The organism is Burkholderia oklahomensis C6786 (assembly GCF_000959365.1).
Taxonomy (GTDB): domain Bacteria; phylum Pseudomonadota; class Gammaproteobacteria; order Burkholderiales; family Burkholderiaceae; genus Burkholderia; species Burkholderia oklahomensis.
Genome location: NZ_CP009556.1, coordinates 2,554,986 through 2,573,019, shown reverse-complemented (window position 1 = coordinate 2,573,019; position 18,034 = coordinate 2,554,986). Strand labels below are relative to the sequence as shown.

The 18,034-nt window shown below is 69.9% G+C and carries 14 protein-coding genes; 5 read left to right on the top strand and 9 right to left on the bottom strand.

Translation table 11 applies throughout. The features are described 5' to 3' along the window. Positions 1 to 64: 64 nt before the first annotated feature. Positions 65 to 1,153: an ABC transporter substrate-binding protein gene (locus BG90_RS29075; RefSeq protein ID WP_010118227.1), complete on the bottom strand. Its 1,089-nt coding sequence runs from the start codon at positions 1,151 to 1,153 to the stop codon at positions 65 to 67. Between the two features lie 206 nt (positions 1,154 to 1,359). After that, positions 1,360 to 2,847 carry a MocR-like pyridoxine biosynthesis transcription factor PdxR gene (gene pdxR, locus BG90_RS29070; RefSeq protein ID WP_045568504.1) on the bottom strand — a complete coding sequence of 496 codons (1,488 nt, stop codon included), beginning with the start codon at positions 2,845 to 2,847 and terminating at the stop codon, positions 1,360 to 1,362. Between the two features lie 124 nt (positions 2,848 to 2,971). Between pdxR and BG90_RS29065 the strand changes: the two genes are divergently transcribed. The 4 genes from BG90_RS29065 (at position 2,972) to BG90_RS29050 (ending at position 8,031) form a co-directional block, all read left to right on the top strand. Continuing rightward, positions 2,972 to 4,525: an FAD/NAD(P)-binding protein gene (locus BG90_RS29065; RefSeq protein WP_010118231.1), complete on the top strand. Its 1,554-nt coding sequence runs from the start codon at positions 2,972 to 2,974 to the stop codon at positions 4,523 to 4,525. Continuing rightward, positions 4,522 to 5,766, top strand: coding sequence for a multidrug effflux MFS transporter (locus BG90_RS29060; protein ID WP_025990176.1), 1,245 nt, complete (start codon positions 4,522 to 4,524; stop codon positions 5,764 to 5,766). Before BG90_RS29065 ends, BG90_RS29060 begins: the two co-directional genes overlap by 4 nt. A gap of 124 nt (positions 5,767 to 5,890) precedes the next feature. Then, positions 5,891 to 6,562: a response regulator gene (locus tag BG90_RS29055; protein ID WP_010108477.1), complete on the top strand. Its 672-nt coding sequence runs from the start codon at positions 5,891 to 5,893 to the stop codon at positions 6,560 to 6,562. After that, a complete protein-coding gene (locus BG90_RS29050; RefSeq protein WP_010118234.1) occupies positions 6,559 to 8,031 on the top strand; it encodes a sensor histidine kinase in 1,473 nt (490 codons plus the stop codon). The genes BG90_RS29055 and BG90_RS29050 overlap by 4 nt, the downstream gene beginning before the upstream one ends. 542 nt (positions 8,032 to 8,573) lie before the next feature. On the opposite strand, the gene BG90_RS29045 is transcribed toward BG90_RS29050, so the two are convergent. The 7 genes from BG90_RS29045 to BG90_RS29015 form a co-directional block, all read right to left on the bottom strand. Further along, the gene (locus BG90_RS29045) at positions 8,574 to 9,449 is read right to left on the bottom strand and encodes an MOSC domain-containing protein (RefSeq protein WP_045568503.1); all 876 of its coding nucleotides are present in this window, start codon (positions 9,447 to 9,449) and stop codon (positions 8,574 to 8,576) included. Positions 9,450 to 9,765: 316 nt separating this feature from the next. Beyond that, entirely contained in the window at positions 9,766 to 10,743 is a 978-nt protein-coding gene (locus BG90_RS29040) for an ABC transporter substrate-binding protein (RefSeq protein ID WP_025990500.1), read from the bottom strand. 419 nt (positions 10,744 to 11,162) lie between these two features. After that, a complete protein-coding gene (locus BG90_RS29035; RefSeq protein ID WP_010121915.1) occupies positions 11,163 to 12,008 on the bottom strand; it encodes an ABC transporter ATP-binding protein in 846 nt (281 codons plus the stop codon). Then, positions 12,002 to 13,144 carry an ABC transporter permease gene (locus tag BG90_RS29030; RefSeq protein ID WP_045568502.1) on the bottom strand — a complete coding sequence of 381 codons (1,143 nt, stop codon included), beginning with the start codon at positions 13,142 to 13,144 and terminating at the stop codon, positions 12,002 to 12,004. The genes BG90_RS29035 and BG90_RS29030 overlap by 7 nt, the downstream gene beginning before the upstream one ends. A 4-nt stretch (positions 13,145 to 13,148) precedes the next feature. Next, entirely contained in the window at positions 13,149 to 14,225 is a 1,077-nt protein-coding gene (locus BG90_RS29025; protein WP_232355213.1) for an ABC transporter substrate-binding protein, read from the bottom strand. A gap of 78 nt (positions 14,226 to 14,303) precedes the next feature. Then, positions 14,304 to 15,146 (bottom strand): class II aldolase/adducin family protein, encoded by an 843-nt coding sequence (locus BG90_RS29020; protein ID WP_010112066.1) that lies wholly within the window; start codon positions 15,144 to 15,146, stop codon positions 14,304 to 14,306. Positions 15,147 to 15,238: 92 nt separating this feature from the next. Further along, entirely contained in the window at positions 15,239 to 16,324 is a 1,086-nt protein-coding gene (locus BG90_RS29015; protein WP_010112065.1) for an LLM class flavin-dependent oxidoreductase, read from the bottom strand. Between the two features lie 290 nt (positions 16,325 to 16,614). Here BG90_RS29015 and BG90_RS29010 point away from each other — a divergent pair, with 290 nt between their 5' ends. Next, positions 16,615 to 18,027, top strand: a complete 1,413-nt coding sequence (locus BG90_RS29010) for an acyl-CoA dehydrogenase family protein (protein ID WP_082094647.1) — start codon at positions 16,615 to 16,617, stop codon at positions 18,025 to 18,027. Positions 18,028 to 18,034 lie beyond the last annotated feature (7 nt).

The following is an 18,034-nucleotide window of genomic DNA, read 5'->3' as shown; positions in this document are numbered from 1 at the left end:
GAGAAGGAAAGCGAAGGGGGGCGTTCGCGCGGCGGCGGCCGCGCGAACGGTCACGCGCGCGGGCTTAGCGCTTGAGCGATTGCTGCCACTGCTTGAGGAACGCGAGGCGCTTCGACTGGTCGAGGTAGACGAGGAGGCCCGAGCCGATCTGGATCGGCTTCAGCGAATCGCCGAGATCCTTCGCGAGGCTCGTCATCGACGTCTCGCCCGACACGTCCGCGCGGATCGAGTAGAGATTCGCCTGGTTCGCGATCAGCGTCTGGCCGCGCTTCGACAGCAGATAGTCGACCCACAGCTTCGCCGCGTTCGGATGCTGCGCCTGCTTCGAGATCGTCACGAGGCGGCTCACGACGAGCGTGTAATCCGTCGGAAACACGTAGCCGATCGATTTGTCCTTCTTCGCCTTCGCGTACGCATACGAGCCGATGATATTGTAGCCGACGAGGTTCTCGCCAGACGAGATGCGCTCCATCATCGCGCCCGTGCTCGACTGCAGCTTCGGCCCCGTCACGCCGATCGCGCGCACGAGCTCCCACGTCATCTTGTCGTTCACGTGCGCGTCCTGCGTCAGGTAATTGAAGCCGACGCCGGACTTCTCGATGTCGTAGGTCGTCACCTTGCCCTTGAACTTGTCGGGCTGCGACTGCAGCAGCTTGATCAGGTCGGCGCGCGTCTTCGGCACGTCGTTCTCGGGAATCAGGCGCTTGTTGTAGACGATCGCGAGCGGCTCGTAGGTCGTGCCGTACGCCTGCTTCTGGTACTGCGCCCATTGCGGCACGTGCGGCGTCTCGGGCGAGTCGTACGAAGCCATCAGCCCGTCGTTGACGAGCTTCACCTGCAGATCCATCGCCGAGTTCCATAGCACGTCGGCGCTCGTGCTTTTCGCGGCGCTTTCGCTGACGTAGCGGTTGTAGAGCTCGGTGCTGTTCATGTCGTTGTATTCGATCTTCACGCCATACAGGCTTTCGAAATCCTTGATGAGCGGGCGCACGAGCGCGGTGTCGGTCGTCGAGTAGATGACGAGCTTGCCTTCCTGTTTCGCGGCGTCGATCACGCGTTGGTAGTTACCCGGATAACCCGCCGGGACCTGTGCGCCGACAGTGCTTGCGGCGACGAAAAGAACGGCGGCGATGCTTGCCGATGCGTACTGCATGTCTTCCTCCAGTTGCGTTTATGTGTTGTTCGAGTGACGCGGATGGTAATTGCGAGGCACTTTCAGCCCGCTTTCATTTCGGTTCGCGATGGCGCGATTGGCGTCATGGATTTCCCGAGGTCCGGGCGGCGCCGGCCGCGCTTCAGGTTGCGCGCGGCGATGGCCGATGGGGGAGCGGAGGGTAACGGCGGCGGCCGTCGCGACGGTTATTCGGGTTGCGCCAGCAGCTTGCCGAGTATCCGGCCGCCATGCCGCGCATGCGCGGCCGTCAAGGCCGCATAGCCGACGATCACGCCCGCGTCGAGCACGGCGCTCCGGCAAAAACCGCGGATCGGCTGCAACGACACGCCGGCCGCCCGCGTGCGCGCGACGAACGTTGCGTCGTCCGTGCCGGGCGGCAGCCACAGCACGAAGTGAAAGCCCGCATGTTCGCCCGACACCGTGTAACGCCCGTCGCCGTGTTTCGCCAACTGATCGAGCACGATGTCGCGCCGCTGGCGGTACGCGTGACGGCTGGCGCGCAGGTGCTTCGCGAAATCGCCGCGTCCGATGAAGCGGGCCAGCGCGAGCTGCGGCGCGACGCTGACCGAGCGCGCGGTCGCGCGCCACACGGCCGACAGCGCTGGCCGCAGTTCCGCCGGCAAGATCATGAAGCCGATCCGCAGTCCCGAGAACAGCGTCTTGTTGAACGAACCGCAATAGATCACGCGATCGCACGCGTCGAGCGATTTCAGCGCGGGAAGCGGAGCGGTCTGGTAACTGAATTCGCCGTCGTAGTCGTCCTCGATGATCCAGGCACGGTTGCGCTGTGCCCAGTCGAGCAGTTCGAGCCGGCGCGAAACCGACATCGTGATCCCGAGCGGCGCCTGGTGCGCGGGCGTCACGTAGGCGGCGCGCGCATCGGCATGCCGGTCCAGCGCGACCGTCTCGATACCCTCCCGGTCGACCGGTATGTCGGCCACGGCCGCGCCCGCCATCGTGAAGATCTGCCACGCCGACGCGTAGCCGGGATCTTCCATCAGCACCGTCGAGCCGGGTGAGAGCACGGTGCGCGCGACGAGGTCGATCGAATGCCGGATGCCGGTCGTGATGAAGATGTCGTCCGCGTCGCACGGGATGCCGCGGTATTCCCGCAGGTACCCGGCAATTTCGCCGCGCAGGGACTCGTCGCCTTGCGACGGCGTCGAGCAGAGATCGTTGGCCGTGGCGGCAAGCAGGCTTGTCCCGAGGTGCTTCTTCCATTGCTGCAACGGCAGCAATTCGGGGTCGGCGAGCCGCGCAATGAACGGGACGCCCGGGCGCACCGCGTGTTCCGGGGCGCCCGCGCCGGCAGCGCCCGCCGGCGCCGGCGCCGCGCCGGGGCGGCGGGGGCCGCTCTCCCGCGATTGCGTGGCGGCGCGCAGATAGCTGTCCGGCACCACCGCGCACACGCGTGAGCCGGCGCCTCGCGTGCGCGCGATGTAGCCCTCGGCGCACAGCCGGTCGTACGCCGCCTCGACCGTTCCCCGCGCCACGCCCCAGCGGGCGGCAAGCGTCCGGCTGGATGGCAGCGGGCTGTCGCCCGGAAGCAGCCGTTTCAGGATCGCGTCGCGAATCGCGTCGGCAATGCATTCCTGCTTCGAATGCGGGCTGCCCGGCGACAGCCCGGGCGGGCACGGCAGATCGAGCGGAATCGCGGCTTTGCCTCGCGTCATAGTGGTCCGGTCAATATTCAATTTAATGGTCCTTCAGCTTATATCACTTTCCCCCTAAATTTCTGTGACGGCACTACTCATTCCGTCCGAGGGCACGTTGTACATAACAAAGAACACCGAGAGATTGACGCTGGCTGTCGTTGGCGGGGGCGCGGCCAGCGTCGCGTTTCTTCATCACCTGAGTAACCTGGTCACGCCGTCGGTCGCGGCGCGGCTTCAGGTCAAGGTATTCGAGCCGAGGCCGCTGGTCGGCCCGGGTCTTGCGTACCAGCCGGACGTCGATTCGGCGCTGCTGAATCGCGCGGTCGAGACGATGTCGGTCTCGGCCGCCGATTTTTCGACGTTCACGTCGTGGGTACGGTGGAAGTCGCACCATGAACCCGATCTGCACGAACTGGTCCGGCGCGACCTGTCGTCCACCTATGTGTCGCGGGCGCTGTTCGGCCGCTATCTCCACGACTTTTTCAACGAGACGATGTCGACCGCGCGCCGCAAGGGCCTGGCGATCGACGTCGTGCACCGGGAGATTCGCCGGATCACGCGGGACACCCGGTATCGCCTCGTTGCGGACGGCGAAGCGTTCGATGCCGACAGCGTCGTCATCGCAGTCGGCAATACGGGGCCGTGCGATCACTACGGTCTTGCCGGGCACGCGCGTTACATCCATCGCCCGTATCCGCTCGCGCCGGCGCTTGCGCAGCTGGCCGGCGCGAACCGGATCGCGATCCTCGGCGCGAGCCTCACGGCGGTCGACATCGCGGTCAGCCTAGACAGGATGAACAGCCGCGCCGAGATCCACATGGTGTCGAATACCGGCGTGCTGCCGCTCGTGAAGGGGCGGCAGGCCCGGCCGCAGCCGCTGCGCCACCTGACGGCGGAGCGGCTCGACGCGCTGACCTCGGATGGCCGCCGCAAGATCAGCCTGCGCCAGCTCGGACGCCTGATCCGCGCGGAATTCCGCGCAGCGGGCGCGGACTGGCGGGAACTGTTCGCCGAGCCTGGCGATGCGGTCGCGCTGCTGCGCGACGAGATCGCGCAGGCGGACCGCGAACGCGCGTGGCAGACGGTCCTGGTCGCGACCAACGACCTCGTCGAATTCGCGTGGCACGCGCTGGATCCGGTCAGCCAGGCGTTCGCGCTGAAGCGCTTCGCCCGCCACTGGCTCGCCCGCCGGGCGCCGATGCCGGTGGGGAACGCGCGCGTGCTCGCGCGCATGCTCGACGAAGGCCGCCTGAAACTCTTGAAGACGCCGATCGCGTTCGATCGGACGCATCCGCACCGGATTGCGCCGGCGATCGCGGGCCGGGCAGCCGGCGAACCCTACGACTACGTCGTCAATGCAACGGGCGCCGCCAGGGATGTCCGGGAGCCGGGCGACTCGGCGCTGGTCTGGCAGATGCTGCAGGACGGGGTGGCCAGCCGGGACTGGCGGGGCGGCATCCGCGTCGACTTCGAAACGGGCGCGCTGCTCGGCAGTGACGGCGAGCCGGACTATCAGCTCCGCGCGCTCGGCCACATCACGTCCGGGACCTACTTCTTCGTCAGCTCGCTGGAGATGGTCGCCAAACGCGCCCGCCGAATCGCGACCGACATCGCTTCCGCGTTCGCGGAAGAAGACATTGCATTGCGGCCGATCACGCGGACGTTCGGTATTGCTGGAGACGGATTCGCCGTATGAAGCCCCGGTCATTGCCCGAATGGGGCTGGTTGTTCCTGTTGATGCTCGTCGTTTGCCTGCCGCGCGTGACGATCGACGCCTACCTGCCGTCGCTGCCCGCGATGGCGGACGCGCTGCACGGCACCGACGCGCAGCTTCAGCTCACGCTGACCCTGTACATGGTCGGCTATGCGCTTTCGATGCTGGTGTCGGGACCGTTGTCGGATCGATACGGCCGCCGTCCGGTCCTTCTCGGCGGGCTGTGCCTCTACGTGGCCGCGAGCGTTGCCTGCGCGTTGTCGACGAGTATTCCGGCGATTGTCTGCGCGCGCATCTTCCAGGCGCTCGGTGGCTGCAGCGGCACGGTGATCGGCCGGGTGATCGTGCGCGAGCGCTTTCCGACCGCGATGCAGGCCACGATGCTCAGCCGCATCTCGGCGGGCATGGCCCTGTCGCCGGTGATCGCGCCGCTGGCAGGCAGCGCGGTCGCCGAATGGTTCGGGTGGCGCGGCGTGTTCGCGTGGCTCGCAGCCGGCGGCGTCGTCGCGACCGCGATGGTGCTGCGGCATCTGCCCGAGACGCGTGAAAGCGAGACGCGGCGCGAACCGGGCCCGGGGCTGCTGCGAACGTACGGCGGATTGCTCCGCGATCGCCGTTTCCTGCGCTACTCGCTGGCGATCGGTTTCGTCTACTGCACCTACTTCCCGTTCATCGCGGAATCGTCGACGCTGTTCCAGCGGAACATGGGCGTGTCCGGCTCCGTCTACGCGGCGATCTTCGGCCTGACCGTGCTCGGATATCTGATCGGATCGAGCGTGTTCAGGCGATCCGGCGGCAGGTGGAAGGCCGATTCCATCATCGCGGCGGCGGCCTGCGTGAACCTGGCCGGGGCCGCCGCGCTGTGGGCGGCCGGCGCCGTGGCGCCGGCATCCGCCGCGGCCATCGTCGTGCCGATGTTCGTCGTGATGGTGGCGGTCGGAATCGCGATTCCCGCGTGCCAGTTCGCGGTGATGCAGCCCTATACGAAGATCGCGGGCACGGCTTCCGGGCTGTTCTTCTTCATCCAGATGGCGATCACCGCACTGTGCGGCGGCGTGCTGGCGTGGCTGTCGGACGGCTCCGCCCGCCCGATGATTGCCGTGACCGTCTTCTCGAGCGCTGCATTCCTGGCCGTGGTGGTCGCGCTTCGCGCACGCAGCGAAGCCGCGGACCGTGGCGACGCGCGGGGATTCGCGACGGGAAACCAGCCCGCGGCGGAGTGACGGGCGGTGGTCGGGCAGGCGGACGGAAGGAGCGGGCGGCGCGCGAGACAGGTGTTTCCGAGGAGCGTCACGGCGGAAAGGATCGTGTAATGTAGCGGCCTGCGTTTGCCTGACCGGAATACCCATGCGTGTGCTGCTCGTCGAAGACAATCCCATCCTTGCGCAGTCGCTGAACGACGCGCTGAGCGCCGCGCGCTTCGCGGTCGATCACATGGCGGACGGGGAGGCGGCGGACCACGTGCTGCGCACGCAGGATTACGCGCTGGTGATCCTCGATCTCGGGCTGCCGAAGCTCGACGGCCTCGAGGTGCTGCGGCGGCTGCGCGCGCGCCGCAATCCGGTGCCGGTGCTGATCCTCACCGCGCACGGCTCGGTCGAGGATCGCGTCAAGGGGCTCGATCTCGGGGCCGACGATTATCTCGCGAAGCCGTTCGAGCTGACCGAGCTCGAAGCGCGCGCCCGCGCGCTGATCCGGCGCAGCCTGGGCCATGAGCATTCGCGCGTCGAATGCGGGCCGCTCGCGTACGACAGCGTCGACCGCAGCTTCCGGCTCGCGGGCGAGCCGCTGCCGCTCACGCCGCGCGAGCGCTCGGTGCTCGAGGTGCTGATCCTGCGCAACGGCCGCGCGATCAACAAGGAGACGCTGTCGGAGAAGATCTTCGGCCTCGACGAATCGGTGAACGCCGACGCGATCGAGATCTACGTGCACCGGCTGCGCAAGAAGCTCGAAGGCAGCGGCGTCGCGATCGTCACGCTGCGCGGGCTCGGCTATCTGCTCGAGGCGCAGCCGCGATGACGCGGCTCAATCTGCGCGCGCAGGTCGCGCTGTGGCTGCTGCTGCCGTTTCTCGGTCTCCTCGCGCTCGATTCGTGGCTCACGTACCAGCGCGCGATGAACGCCGCGCACGTCGCGTTCGACCGCACGCTCGCGTCGTCGCTGAAGTCGATCCGCGAGGGCGTGCGGCTCGTGGGCGGCGACGTCGAAGTCGATCTGCCGTATCTCGCGCTCGAGATGTTCGAATCGAACGACGGCGGCAAGATCTACTATCTGATCCGCGGCGACGACGGCCGTGCGATCACCGGCTACCGCGACCTGCCGCCGCCTCCGCTGAAAGCGGGCGAGCAACTGTACGCGCTGTCCTTCTACGACGCCGTCTACCGTGGCGAGCGGCTTCGGATGGCCGCGCTGCGGCTGCCCGTGCACGATGTGTCGACCGCGCAAACGCGCGTCGTCTGGGTGATGGTCGGCGAGACGATCGAGGCGCGGCAGGCGCTCGCGCGCGAGATTCTCGTCGGCTCGCTGCTGCAGGAGGGCTTGCTCGTCGTGCTCGCGCTCGGGATCGTGTGGCTCGGCGTCGGGCGCGGGCTGAGGCCGCTGAACCGGCTGTCGGCGAAGGTCGCCGCGCGCGCGGAAGACGACCCGACGCCGCTCGAGACGAGCGGCATGCCGAGCGAAGTCGCGCCGCTCGTCGAATCGATCAACCAGTACATCGGCCGCACGCAGCGGATGCAGGTCGCGCGGCGGCGCTTCTTCGCCGATGCCGCGCATCAGTTGAAGACGCCGCTCGCGGCCGCGCAGGCGGGCGTCGAGCTGGCGCTGCGGCCGGCCGAACACGAGCGCGTGAGCGTGCATCTGCGGCGCGTGAACGGCGCGGTGCGGCAGGCGGCGAAGATCGTCCAGCAATTGCTGTCGCTGTCGCGGCTCGAATCGGACGTCGCGCCGGCGATCTCGCGCAAGCCGGTCGCGCTCGCGAAGCTCGCGCGCAGCGTGACGCTCGACTGGTCGAGCGTTGCCCGCGCGCGCGGCATCGATCTCGGCTTCGAGCAGCACGCGAGCGTCGACGTGATGGGGCGCGCGGATCTGCTCGGCGAGATGATCGGCAACCTGATCGACAACGCGATCCGCTATGCGGGCGACGGCGCGGTGATCACGGTGCGGATCGTGCGCGACGGCGACTTCGCGCGGCTCGAAGTGATCGACGACGGGCCGGGGATCGCGCCTGACGAGCGCGACGCGGTGTTCGAGCGCTTCTATCGGAGCCAGGCGACGCTCGCGGTCGAAGGGACGGGGCTCGGGTTGTCGATCGTGCGCGAGATCGCGCGCGTGCATTGGGGGAAGGTCGAGCTGGACGATGCGGTCGGCGAGGGTGGCGGAAGCGGCGGGCGCCGTGAGAGCGGGGAGCGGTCGAGCGATGGTCCCGCGGACGGCCATGCGCGAGGCCGCGGGCTCGTCGTGCGGGTGACGCTGCCGGTGCATGCGGCGTGAGCGCGCCGCGCTGGAAATATTGGCCGTCGGCCGGTCGTCGGAGCGGGTGGGATGCGGTGCGTCGGATGGAGGTTCGTTCGACGCGTGACATTCGACGCGTGACATTCGACGCGTGACATTCGACGCGTGACATTCGACGCGTGACATTCGACGCGTGACATTCGACGCGTGACATTCGACGCGTGACATTCGACGCGTGACATTCGACGCGTGATGCGACCGATGCGCCGCGCGTGAGTTCTTTCGTCGCGAAGCCGATGCAAGCGACGAGATCGGTGAAATCGTCGAAATCGATCAGATCGACGGACCGGCCGAATCGGTGGAACGGGCGAGATCGTCAACGACAGGCGCCGCTCGCACATTGCCGTTGATCGCGGGCTGCGTCGTCCGCGCCCGGCGGCGCGTCAGATCGCGCCGGCGCATATGGACGCGCACGGACGAGTATCGACGCAAACGCGCTGCCGCCGCACGACGAACCGTAGCCGCACCGTCGCGCGAAGTCGCTGCTGCGCCGTATCCGGGCTTCGCGAACGCGCGCGGCGTCAATCGCCGAACGCGATCTCCGCATCGACCGATTGCCCGATTTCCAGAAACGCGCCTTCGCCGTTCACGACGATCGCGTTCTTGCCGAACGTCAGCGCGCCGTCGAACTGCGCGTTGCCGCGATAGACGCTCATCGTGTCGAGCGGCTCGTTCGGCCAGCCGGGATCCGGCGCGCCGGTGCGCTGGTCGATCGTCGGGACCGGGCAACGCGTGCAGAGCTTCACGAGGCTCAGGCGCACGCCGCCGTTGCCCGTCTGCACGTCGAGGTAGTCGACGTAGTCCTCTTCGTACGCGTCGAGGCCCGTCAGCACGACGTTCGGCCGGAAGCGGTCCATCGGCACCGCGGGCGCGCCCTTGCGGCGCAGCCGCGCGTTCAGGTCGTCGAGCGACGACTGGCCGACGACCATGATCGGAAAGCCGTCCGCGAACTGCGCGTACGACGTGAACGCGCCCGTCCACTTCGCGCCGACCACGCGCCGCGCATTGGGCGCGAAGCGCGCGAGCCGCGCAGGCGTGCCGAGGAATTCGCTGAACCAGCGCGTCGCATGCGCGCCGGTGTCGAGCGCGTTCACGGTGTCGCGCCAGACGGTCGCCGCGAGCGGCTCCGCGCCCGCGCCCGCGAGCGCCGCCGCTGCGAGCGGCGTGCGCAGCTCGGGCATGCCCGGCGCGGCGACGACGAGGTCGCGCTCGCCGATCTCCGTGCGCACGAGCGCGAGCTTCGGATGCGTGCGCTGCGTGATCATCGCGCCCGTCGGGTCGGTGACCATCCAGTTGCGGTCGTATTCGAGCCCCGTGACGAGCAATTGCGCGCGAACCGTCGCAATGCCCGCGCAGGACTTGATCGGATAGACGAAAAGATCGCTGATGACTGGCATGGCGCGCTCGAACACGGAGACCGGTACGGAGTAAGGGAAACGCAGGCGGAATCGTGATTCTGCCAGATTGCCCGCGTCCCCGAGCGTTCGTGTCCGAGCGCGTCCACTAACGCGCCGGGGCCGGCCACGCGAATCCGCGGCCCGCCTCGCGTTCGCGCGGCCGGCCGCGGGACGGCCGATCGTCGCGTCGCGCCGTTCGGGCAAGCGCGCGCCATGCCCGTTGCCGCAATCGTCGGGCCCGGTCTTTGCGCCATCGAACGCGGTCCCGCCGAGAGGATCGCCGCCGATGCGCGTCCGATATCGACGCAAGCCGCCGCTAGCTCGACGCGAGCGGAAAGCCGCGATCGAACGTCGGCCGCACGTCGAGCGCACGCTTCAGCAGGCCCGCCTGCCGATAGAAGTCGGCGCTGCGCTGCTGCTCGGCGACGATCGTACCGTCGATCGGCTGCCATTGCGTGCGGCGCCGCTCGAACTGCAGGCGCGCGGCGGCGGGCGGGATGCCGATGATCCGCGCGAGCGTCGCCGAATACGTGTCGACGTGCCGATACGACCACACCTGCGCGCGCACGACCCGCTGCAGGAAATCGCGCAGCACGTCGCGCTTCGCGGCGATCGCGGCGTCGGTCGCCGCGAGGTAGCTCAAGCCCGACCACAGCCCGCGTCCGTCGACGAGCACGCGCGCGCGGCCGCTCGTCTCCGCGAGCGCGGTGTACGGCTCCCAGGTCGCCCATGCGTCGATCGAGCCGCTCGCGAGCGCGAGCATCGTGTCGGCGGGCGGCAGGAAGCGGAATTCGACGTCGGCGGGCGCGAGGCCCGCTGCGTCGAGCGCCTTCAGCGTGACGAAATGGCCGATCGAACCGCGCGTCGTGCCGACGCGCTTGCCTTTCAGGTCGTCGGCGCGGCGCAGCGGCGCGTCGGGCGCGACGACGATCGCGGTGCCGTATGGATCCGAGCGGTTCGCGCCGATCACTTTCACGCGCGCACCGGACGCGAGCGCGAAGATCACGGGCGCGTCGCCGATCGGGCCGCAGTCGACGGCGCCCGCGTTCAGCGCCTCGGCGAGCGGCGCCGCGGCGGGGAACTCGGACCACTGGATGTCGTATGGAACGCCTGCGAGCGCGCCCGCCGCTTCGAGCAGCGCGCGCAGGCCGCCTTTCTGGTCGCCGGCGTTCAGCAACGGGCGCGCGCCGGCCTGCCCGCCGGTTTGCGCGCGGGCGGCGAACGGCGCGGCGAGTGCGGTCGCGGCGGCGTAGGCGAGGAATTGTCGTCGGCAGGCGTCGCGGGGCGATGTCATCGGGGCGTTGGACGTGCGCGTGTCGGGAGGCGGTCGGTCGAGATTCGGGCGGGCAATGTCGAACGAACTGATCGAGCGGTTCGTGGCGCTTGGGGCGGCCGTGTCCATCGGGGCGTCCGGCGTGCTCGACGGGGCGAGGTTCGTGGTCATGTGGTCGGTGATATCGGAGTTGTCCGAGAAGGTTGGTTTGTTCGATGCATTCGATACGTTCGATGCGCTCGATGTACGCGATGTTTTCGGCGAGCTCGAAACGCTCGAAACGCTCGATCCGACCGACTCCATCGTCCCGATCGATGCCCGCCATCGCGGCCCGCATCGCCCGCGACTTTCGTTCGCGTCATGCCGCGCCCGCCTGCCGTGCAAACCGAGAGCGGCGCGTCATCGCCCAGCCTTCCGCGCATCGTCCGCCGCACCGCCGCCTACCAGCTCGCGTCGAGCCCGAGATGCCGCAGCGCCTCGCGCCGCAGCCCGGCGAGGAGCGGGTCGCCGCGATGGCGCGGATAGGGCAGGTCCACGCGCAGCTCCGCGACGATGCGCGCGGGCCGCGGCCCGAACACGATCACGCGCTGCGCGAGAAAGAGCGCCTCCTCGACGTCGTGCGTGACGAGCAGCGCGGAGAACCGCGAGCGCTGCCACAGCGCGGCGAGCTCGGCCTGCATCGCGAGCCGCGTGAGCGAATCGAGCTTGCCGAGCGGCTCGTCGAGCACGAGCAGTTGCGGATCGTTGACGAGCGCCCGCGCGAGCGCGACGCGCTGCGCCATCCCGCCCGACAATTGATGCGGAAACGCGTCGGCGAACTCGGTCAGGCCGACGCGCGCGAGCGCCTCGTCGACGCGGCCGCGCTCGCGCTTCAGCACGCCGCGCGCCTGCAGCCCGAGCGCGACGTTCGCGCGCACGCGCCGCCACGGATACAGCGTCGGATCCTGGAACACGACGATCCGCGACGGATCGGGCCGCGTGATCGGCGCGCCGTTCTGCTGGAGCGTGCCCTGCGTCGCCGCATCGAGGCCCGCGACGAGCCGCAGCAGCGTCGATTTCCCGCAGCCGCTCGGCCCGAGCAGCGCGACGAACTCGCCGGGCGCGACGGACAGCGTGACGTCGTCGAGCACCTTGAGCGGCCCGCCGGGCGTGTCGAACCAGTGGCTGACGCGCCGCACGTCGATGCGCGCGCCGCTCGGCGCGGCAGCCGACGCTGCCGACGCCGCATTCGCCGGGGCCGATCCTCGGGCATCGGCCGCCCGCGCCGCAATCGCTTCGCTCACCATTTGACGGTTCCTTTCTGCCACGCGAGCGCCCGGTCGCGCACCGCGAACAGCAGTGTGATGAGTCCGGAGAACAAGAGCGCCATCACGATGAGCGCCGCGTACATGTTGACGTACGACGCCCAGCCCTGCGCCCAGCTCAGATACCAGCCGAGGCCGGACTTGACGCCCATCATCTCGGCCGTGACGAGCACCGTGAACGATGCGCTCAAGCCCATGAAGAGGCCGACGAACACCTGCGGCAGCGCGGCCGGGATCGCGACGCGCAGCACGAGGAAGCGCGCGTTCGCGCCGAGCGTGCGCGCGACGTCGTAATACGCGTTGTTCACGCTCGCGACGCCGGACCACGTGAGCACCGCGACCGGAAAGCCCGTCGCGAGCGCGATCAGGAACGCGGCGGCCGAATAGCTCGACGGGAAGAAGTAGAACGTGAGCGGCAGCAGCGCGGTCGCCGGCACGGGGCCGAGCACGCGCAGCACCGGATGCACCCAGTAGCCGATGCGCCGCGACCAGCCGATCGACACGCCGACCAGAAAGCCGACGATCGCGCCGTACAGAAAGCCGATGCCGAGCAGCCTCAGCGTGTTGCCGGCGCTGCCGGCGAGACGCGGCCAGTCGTCGGCGTACACCTCGATCAGCGCCTGCGGCGGCGCGAAGAACGGCGTCGGCAGCAGCGCGGTCTTCGCGGTCAGGATTTCCCATGCGGCGAGGCCGACCGGTAGCGCGACGAGCCACGGGCCCGCGCGCCGCAGCGTCGCGAGCGCGGCGCCGGCGCGCGCGCCGGGTGCGACGCGCACGAACGCGCTCAGCCCCGCGAGCGCCGCCAGCGCGGCGGCGACGATCCACGCGGCGATGCCGAGCGCGTCGGTGTACGCCCAGTCGGCGAAGCCGACGATCCGGTTCGGCCACTGTCGCGCGATCGCGCCGAGCGCGAGCCACGCGACGGCCGCGACGAGTCCCGCGCGCCAGCGTCCGGCTGCGTTCGCGCGGCGCGCGGCGGGCTCGCCTGCCGTGGCGCACGCGCCGCAGGCGGGCGCGTGCGCGCGTGCGGCGCGCCTCGCGGCGGCCGCCGCGCCCCGGCGCCCGCCGTCGACGGCGGCGGACGGCGCCGGGGACGATGCATCAGGTAGCGTCGCCATCGGATCACCCCAGCACGTTCGCGTAGACCTGCTGCGCGAAGCGCTGCGGGTCGGTCGATTTCTTGATCACGCCGATCCGGCGAAAGTCGTCCGCATAGAACGCGATCTCGCTCTGCAGATCGACGTTGGTCGGATGGTGCGCGTACGTGAGCGTCGCGTACAGCTTGCGCAGGTCTTCCGGATCGATCTTCGGCGAATATTTCGCGAACACCTTCGCCGATTCGTTCGGGTTCTCGTGCGTGTAGTCGGTCGCCTGCACGATCGAGCGCGCGAGCGCGGCGGCGGCCGGCCGGTCGTTGCGCACGAGCGCGCCGCGCGCGCCGATCACGCAGCACACCTTGCGCGCGTACTCGCCGGACAGGTTCGTCGCGAGCTCGACGTACGCGCCTCGGCTGCGCTTCTCGAGCAGATAGAGGTTCGGGTCGCCGTCGGCGATCGCGTGAATCTCGCCCTTGTCGGCCGCGACGCCGAGCAGGTCGGCCGGATACTGCCGCCACGTGACGTCGCGCTCCGGATCGATGCCGTGCTTCGCGAGCAGGATCGAGAAGAAGTGCTTGCCGGGCGCGGCGAGGTCGCTCACGCCGACGGTCCTGCCCTTCAGCGCCGCAAGCGACGTGACGCCCGCCGCCTTCGCGCCGACGAGGCGCACGCAGCCGCCGTGCGAGCTGCCGATGATCTTCACGTCGAAGCCGGCTTCGAGCGGCTTCAGCCAGCGGTGGATCATGCCGACCGCGGCGTCGGCCTTGCCGGTCGCGATCGATTCGAGCAGCTGGTCGGTCGAGCCGCTGTAGTTGATCAGGTCGACCGACAGGCCGTTTTTCTCGAAGAAGCCGAGCGCTTTCGCGACGACGATCGGCGTGAGGCAGAACGCGTTCTGGTTCCACGCGAACGTGAGCTTCCTGAGCGGCGGCGCGGACCAGACCCGGCCGCCGAGCGTCAGCGCCGCGGCCGCGCCCGCCGCGCGCAGCAGCTTGCGGCGGCTCGGCGCGGGCGGCGTCGGCGCCTGTGCGGTCGCGTCGCGCGCGGGCGCGGCGTCGGATGAAGCGGCGTCGGACGAAGCGGTATCGGGGACATGTGTCATGGCGAAGATCTCCGGGCGTAGCGAGTGGCGAGGCGACGCGATCGTGCGTCGATCGCGATCAATCGAGCTCAATCGAGCTCAATCGAGCAGCTCGGGCTCGGCGGCGACGAGCGTCGCGTACAGGCTCTCGAACGCGTGCAGCGCGCCTTCGGGGCCGCCGATCTGCCCGTGCGTATGGCGCGCGGTGGCGGCGTCGATCGGGCGGGGCGCGCCCGCCGCCTCGGCAAGCAGCTGCGTGTGCGCGACGTTGTCGAGCGCGATGTACCACCACGCGGCCGCCTCGACGCTCGGCCCCGCGGTCAGGATTCCGTGATTGCGCAGGATCGCGCCCTTGTGCGTGCCGCCGCCGTCCGGCTTCGCGAGCGCGCGCGCGATCCGCTCGCCTTCGCTCGTGTCGACGACCATGCCGGTGAAGTCGTCGAAGAGCGCGTGATCCTCGAAGAACGCGCACGCGTCCTGCGTCAGCGGATCGAGCGGGCGGCCGAGCGTCGACCACGCCTTGCCGTACGTCGAATGCGTGTGCGCGGCCGCGACGACATGCGGATGCGCATCGTGGATCGCCGCATGGATCGCGAACGCGGCCTTGTTGAGCGGCCGGTCGCCGATCACGGTCTCGCCGCGGCTGTTGACGAGCAGCAGGTCGGACACCTTGATCCGCGAGAAATGCACGCCGAGCGGATTGACCCAGAAGTGGTCGGTCAGCTCCGGATCGCGCGCGGTGATGTGGCCGGCGAGGCCGAGATCGAAGCCGTGCCGCGCGAACAGCCGGAACGCGCCGGCGAGCCGCTCGCGCCGATGGCGGCGCTCCGCTTCGACGCCGATGCGCGGCGCGGGCGGCTCGAACCAGAATTTCCGCTGCGGCTGCGGATTGAGCGCGAGGCCGGATGCGGGGCGAGTTTCGGCTAGCGGGACGGCGGACATGGCGCGGATGGCATTGGTTGACTGATGGGCAGGCCGGTCGATCGTTTGATCGGCCGGCTGGCGACGCGAGGGCGGATCGGGCCTTCGCGCGCTCACGCGGCCTTGCGGGCGGCGTCGCGCGCGGCGACGCGCTCGCGCACGCGTGGAATCAGCTCGCGGCCGTAGTCGATCGCGTCGTCGAGCGGGTCGAAGCCGCGGATCAGGAACGTCGTCACGCCGAGGTCGTAGTAGTCGGCGAGCGCGTCGGCGACCTGCTCGGGCGTGCCGACGAGCGCGGTCGAGTTCGAGCGCGCGCCCGTGAGCTTCGCGATTTCGGTCCACAGCCGCTTGTCGACGCGCGCGCCGCGCTCGGCCGCGGCGAGCAGCCGCCGCGCGCCCTCGCTCTGCTGCGGGCTGCCGACGCCGAGCCCCGCCGCCTCGCGCAGCCGCCGCGTCTCGTCGAGGATCCGGTGCGCGCGGGCCCACGCGGCGTCCTCGGTCGCGGCGAGGATCGGCCGGAACGACACCGAGAAGCGCAATTGCCGTCCGTGCGCGGCCGCCGCGGCGCGCACGCGCGTCGTCAGGTCGCGCACCTGGTCGAGCGATTCGCCCCACAGCGCATAGACGTCCGCGTGCCTGCCGGCGACCGCGAGCGCCGCGTCCGACGCGCCGCCGAAATACACGGGCACGTGCGGCTTCTGCGCGGGCTTCACGTCCGAATAGCCTTGCTTGAAGCGGTAGTGGACGCCCTCGTGATCGAACGGCCGGTCCTCGGTCCAGATCCGGCGCAGGATGCCGAGATACTCGTCGGTGCGCGCGTAGCGCGCGTCGTGGTCGAGGAAATCGCCGTCGCGCTGCTGCTCGTCGTCGGCGCCGCCCGAGATGAAGTGGACCGCGAGCCGGCCGCCGCTGAACTGGTCGAGCGTCGCGATCTGGCGCGCGGCGAGCGTCGGCGCGGTGAAGCCGGGACGGTGCGCGAGCATGAAGTGGATCCGCTCGGTGACGGCCGCCGCGTACGAGATCGTCAGCGTCGCCGACGGTCCCGTCGAGTGGTGCGGCACGAGAATGCGGTCGAAGCCGGCGCGCTCGTGCGCTTGCGCGAATGCGCGGACGTAGTCGCGGTCGACCGCGCTGCCGCGCGGCGGGTGGATTTCCGACTGCTTCTGGCTCTGGATCATGCCGATGATCTCGACGCTCATCTGGGTCTCCGATGCGAGGCGCCCGGGCGCGGCCGGGCGGTTCGATGCCGGCCCGGCGCGTGGCTGCGAAGCGAGCGCGCGCCGGGAATCTGGAGCGCAGGTTACCGCCGGGATCATGCAGCGGATAAATAATAAATCTCGGAATCCATATCATATTTGCATGGTTTGCCGGGCGCGGCGGCACGCTTACGCTGTGGACGATCCGTTTCGTTCGCGTGCCGGGCGGACGGTTTTCTTCTTTTGACGATCGACTGGTTTCGAGATCGGCTTCGATGACGGAACGTCCGCAGATGGCTTCTCTTTTTATCGAATCGTCTTTCGCGCGCGAACAGGGCGATGCGCGCCGAGCAGGCTTGCACGACGGCGGATTGGAGACCGGCCGCGGGCCGGGCGACGGCGCGCGGCGGCCCGATGATGCTTGCGTCGATTGCGCATCGAACGAGCGCGCGCCGTCCGCCGCCGTGTGGTCCTCGTCCGAATCGGCGGCGATCGCGGATGCGGAAGACGCGCGCATTGCCGCGAGCCTCGCCGAGCTCGCGCCGCGGATCGCCGAGCGCGCCGCGCGGCACGACGCGGAAGGCCGCTTCCCGCACGCGCATTTCGAATGGCTGCACGCGCACGGCCTCGTCGCGCAGGCCGCGCCGCGCGACTACGGCGGAGGCGGGGCGACGCTCGCCCGCGCGCGCCGGATCGTCGGCACGATCGCCCGTGCGGACGCCGCGACCGCGCTCGTGCTGACGATGACCTACCTGCAGCATCGCGCGCTCGGCCGCGCGGACAGCCGCTGGCCGGAGCGCGTGCGGCGCGCGGTGTTCGCGAGCGCCGCTGCCGACGGCGCGCTGATCAACGCGCTGCGCGTCGAGCCCGAGCTCGGCTCGCCCGCGCGCGGCGGGCTCCCCACGACCGTCGCGCGCCGCAGCGGCGACGGCTGGCGCATCAGCGGCCACAAGCTGTACGGCACCGGCATCCCGGCGCTGCGCTGGCTCGCGGTGTGGGCGCGGACCGACGAAGCGCCGCCGCGCGTCGGCGTGTTTCTCGTGCCGCGCGATGCGGCGAGCGCGCGCGCGGACGGCGACGGCATCCGCGTGATCGAAAGCTGGAATCACCTCGGACTGCGCGCATCCGGCAGCCACGAGGTCGTGTTCGACGACGCGCGGATTCCGTTCGATCATGCAGTCGATCTGCGCGCGCCCGACGCGTGGGCGCCGACGGGCGCGAGCCAGTCCGACGTCGACGCGCATGCCGACCAGCAGGCGTGGATGATCGTGCTGCTCGGCAGCCTGTACGACGCGGTCGCGCGGGCGGCGCGCGACTGGGTCGTCGGGTTCGCGAAGTCGCGCGCGCCGGCGAGCCTCGGCGCGCCGCTCGCGACGCTGCCGCGCGTGCAGGAGATCGTCGGCGAGATCGACGCGCTGCTGCAGACGAACCGCGTGCTGCTCGACGATGCGGCCGCGCGCGCCGACGCCGGCGCGCCGCCCGACGCCGACGCGAGCGGACTCGTCAAATTCACGGTGACGAACCACGCGATCCGCGTGACGGAGCTCGCATTGCAGCTATCGGGCAATCACGGGCTGAGCCGGCACAACCCGCTCGAGCGCCATCACCGCGACGTGCTGTGCAGCCGGATCCACACGCCGCAGAACGATTCGATTCTCGTCGCGGCGGGGCGCGCCGCGTTCGCCGCACACGGCGATGCGCGATGAGTCGAGC

Bases quoted from the DNA above. Each gene is read 5' to 3' on its own strand.
- BG90_RS29075 (WP_010118227.1), bottom strand. From the start codon at position 1,153: ATGCAGTACGCATCGGCAAGCATCGCCGCCGTTCTTTTCGTCGCCGCA.
- pdxR (WP_045568504.1), bottom strand. From the start codon at position 2,847: ATGACGCGAGGCAAAGCCGCGATTCCGCTCGATCTGCCGTGCCCGCCC.
- BG90_RS29060 (WP_025990176.1), top strand. From the start codon at position 4,522: ATGAAGCCCCGGTCATTGCCCGAATGGGGCTGGTTGTTCCTGTTGATG.
- BG90_RS29055 (WP_010108477.1), top strand. From the start codon at position 5,891: ATGCGTGTGCTGCTCGTCGAAGACAATCCCATCCTTGCGCAGTCGCTG.
- BG90_RS29050 (WP_010118234.1), top strand. From the start codon at position 6,559: ATGACGCGGCTCAATCTGCGCGCGCAGGTCGCGCTGTGGCTGCTGCTG.
- BG90_RS29045 (WP_045568503.1), bottom strand. From the start codon at position 9,449: ATGCCAGTCATCAGCGATCTTTTCGTCTATCCGATCAAGTCCTGCGCG.
- BG90_RS29040 (WP_025990500.1), bottom strand. From the start codon at position 10,743: ATGACATCGCCCCGCGACGCCTGCCGACGACAATTCCTCGCCTACGCC.
- BG90_RS29035 (WP_010121915.1), bottom strand. From the start codon at position 12,008: ATGGTGAGCGAAGCGATTGCGGCGCGGGCGGCCGATGCCCGAGGATCG.
- BG90_RS29030 (WP_045568502.1), bottom strand. From the start codon at position 13,144: ATGGCGACGCTACCTGATGCATCGTCCCCGGCGCCGTCCGCCGCCGTC.
- BG90_RS29025 (WP_232355213.1), bottom strand. From the start codon at position 14,225: ATGACACATGTCCCCGATACCGCTTCGTCCGACGCCGCTTCATCCGAC.
- BG90_RS29020 (WP_010112066.1), bottom strand. From the start codon at position 15,146: ATGTCCGCCGTCCCGCTAGCCGAAACTCGCCCCGCATCCGGCCTCGCG.
- BG90_RS29015 (WP_010112065.1), bottom strand. From the start codon at position 16,324: ATGAGCGTCGAGATCATCGGCATGATCCAGAGCCAGAAGCAGTCGGAA.
- BG90_RS29010 (WP_082094647.1), top strand. From the start codon at position 16,615: ATGGCTTCTCTTTTTATCGAATCGTCTTTCGCGCGCGAACAGGGCGAT.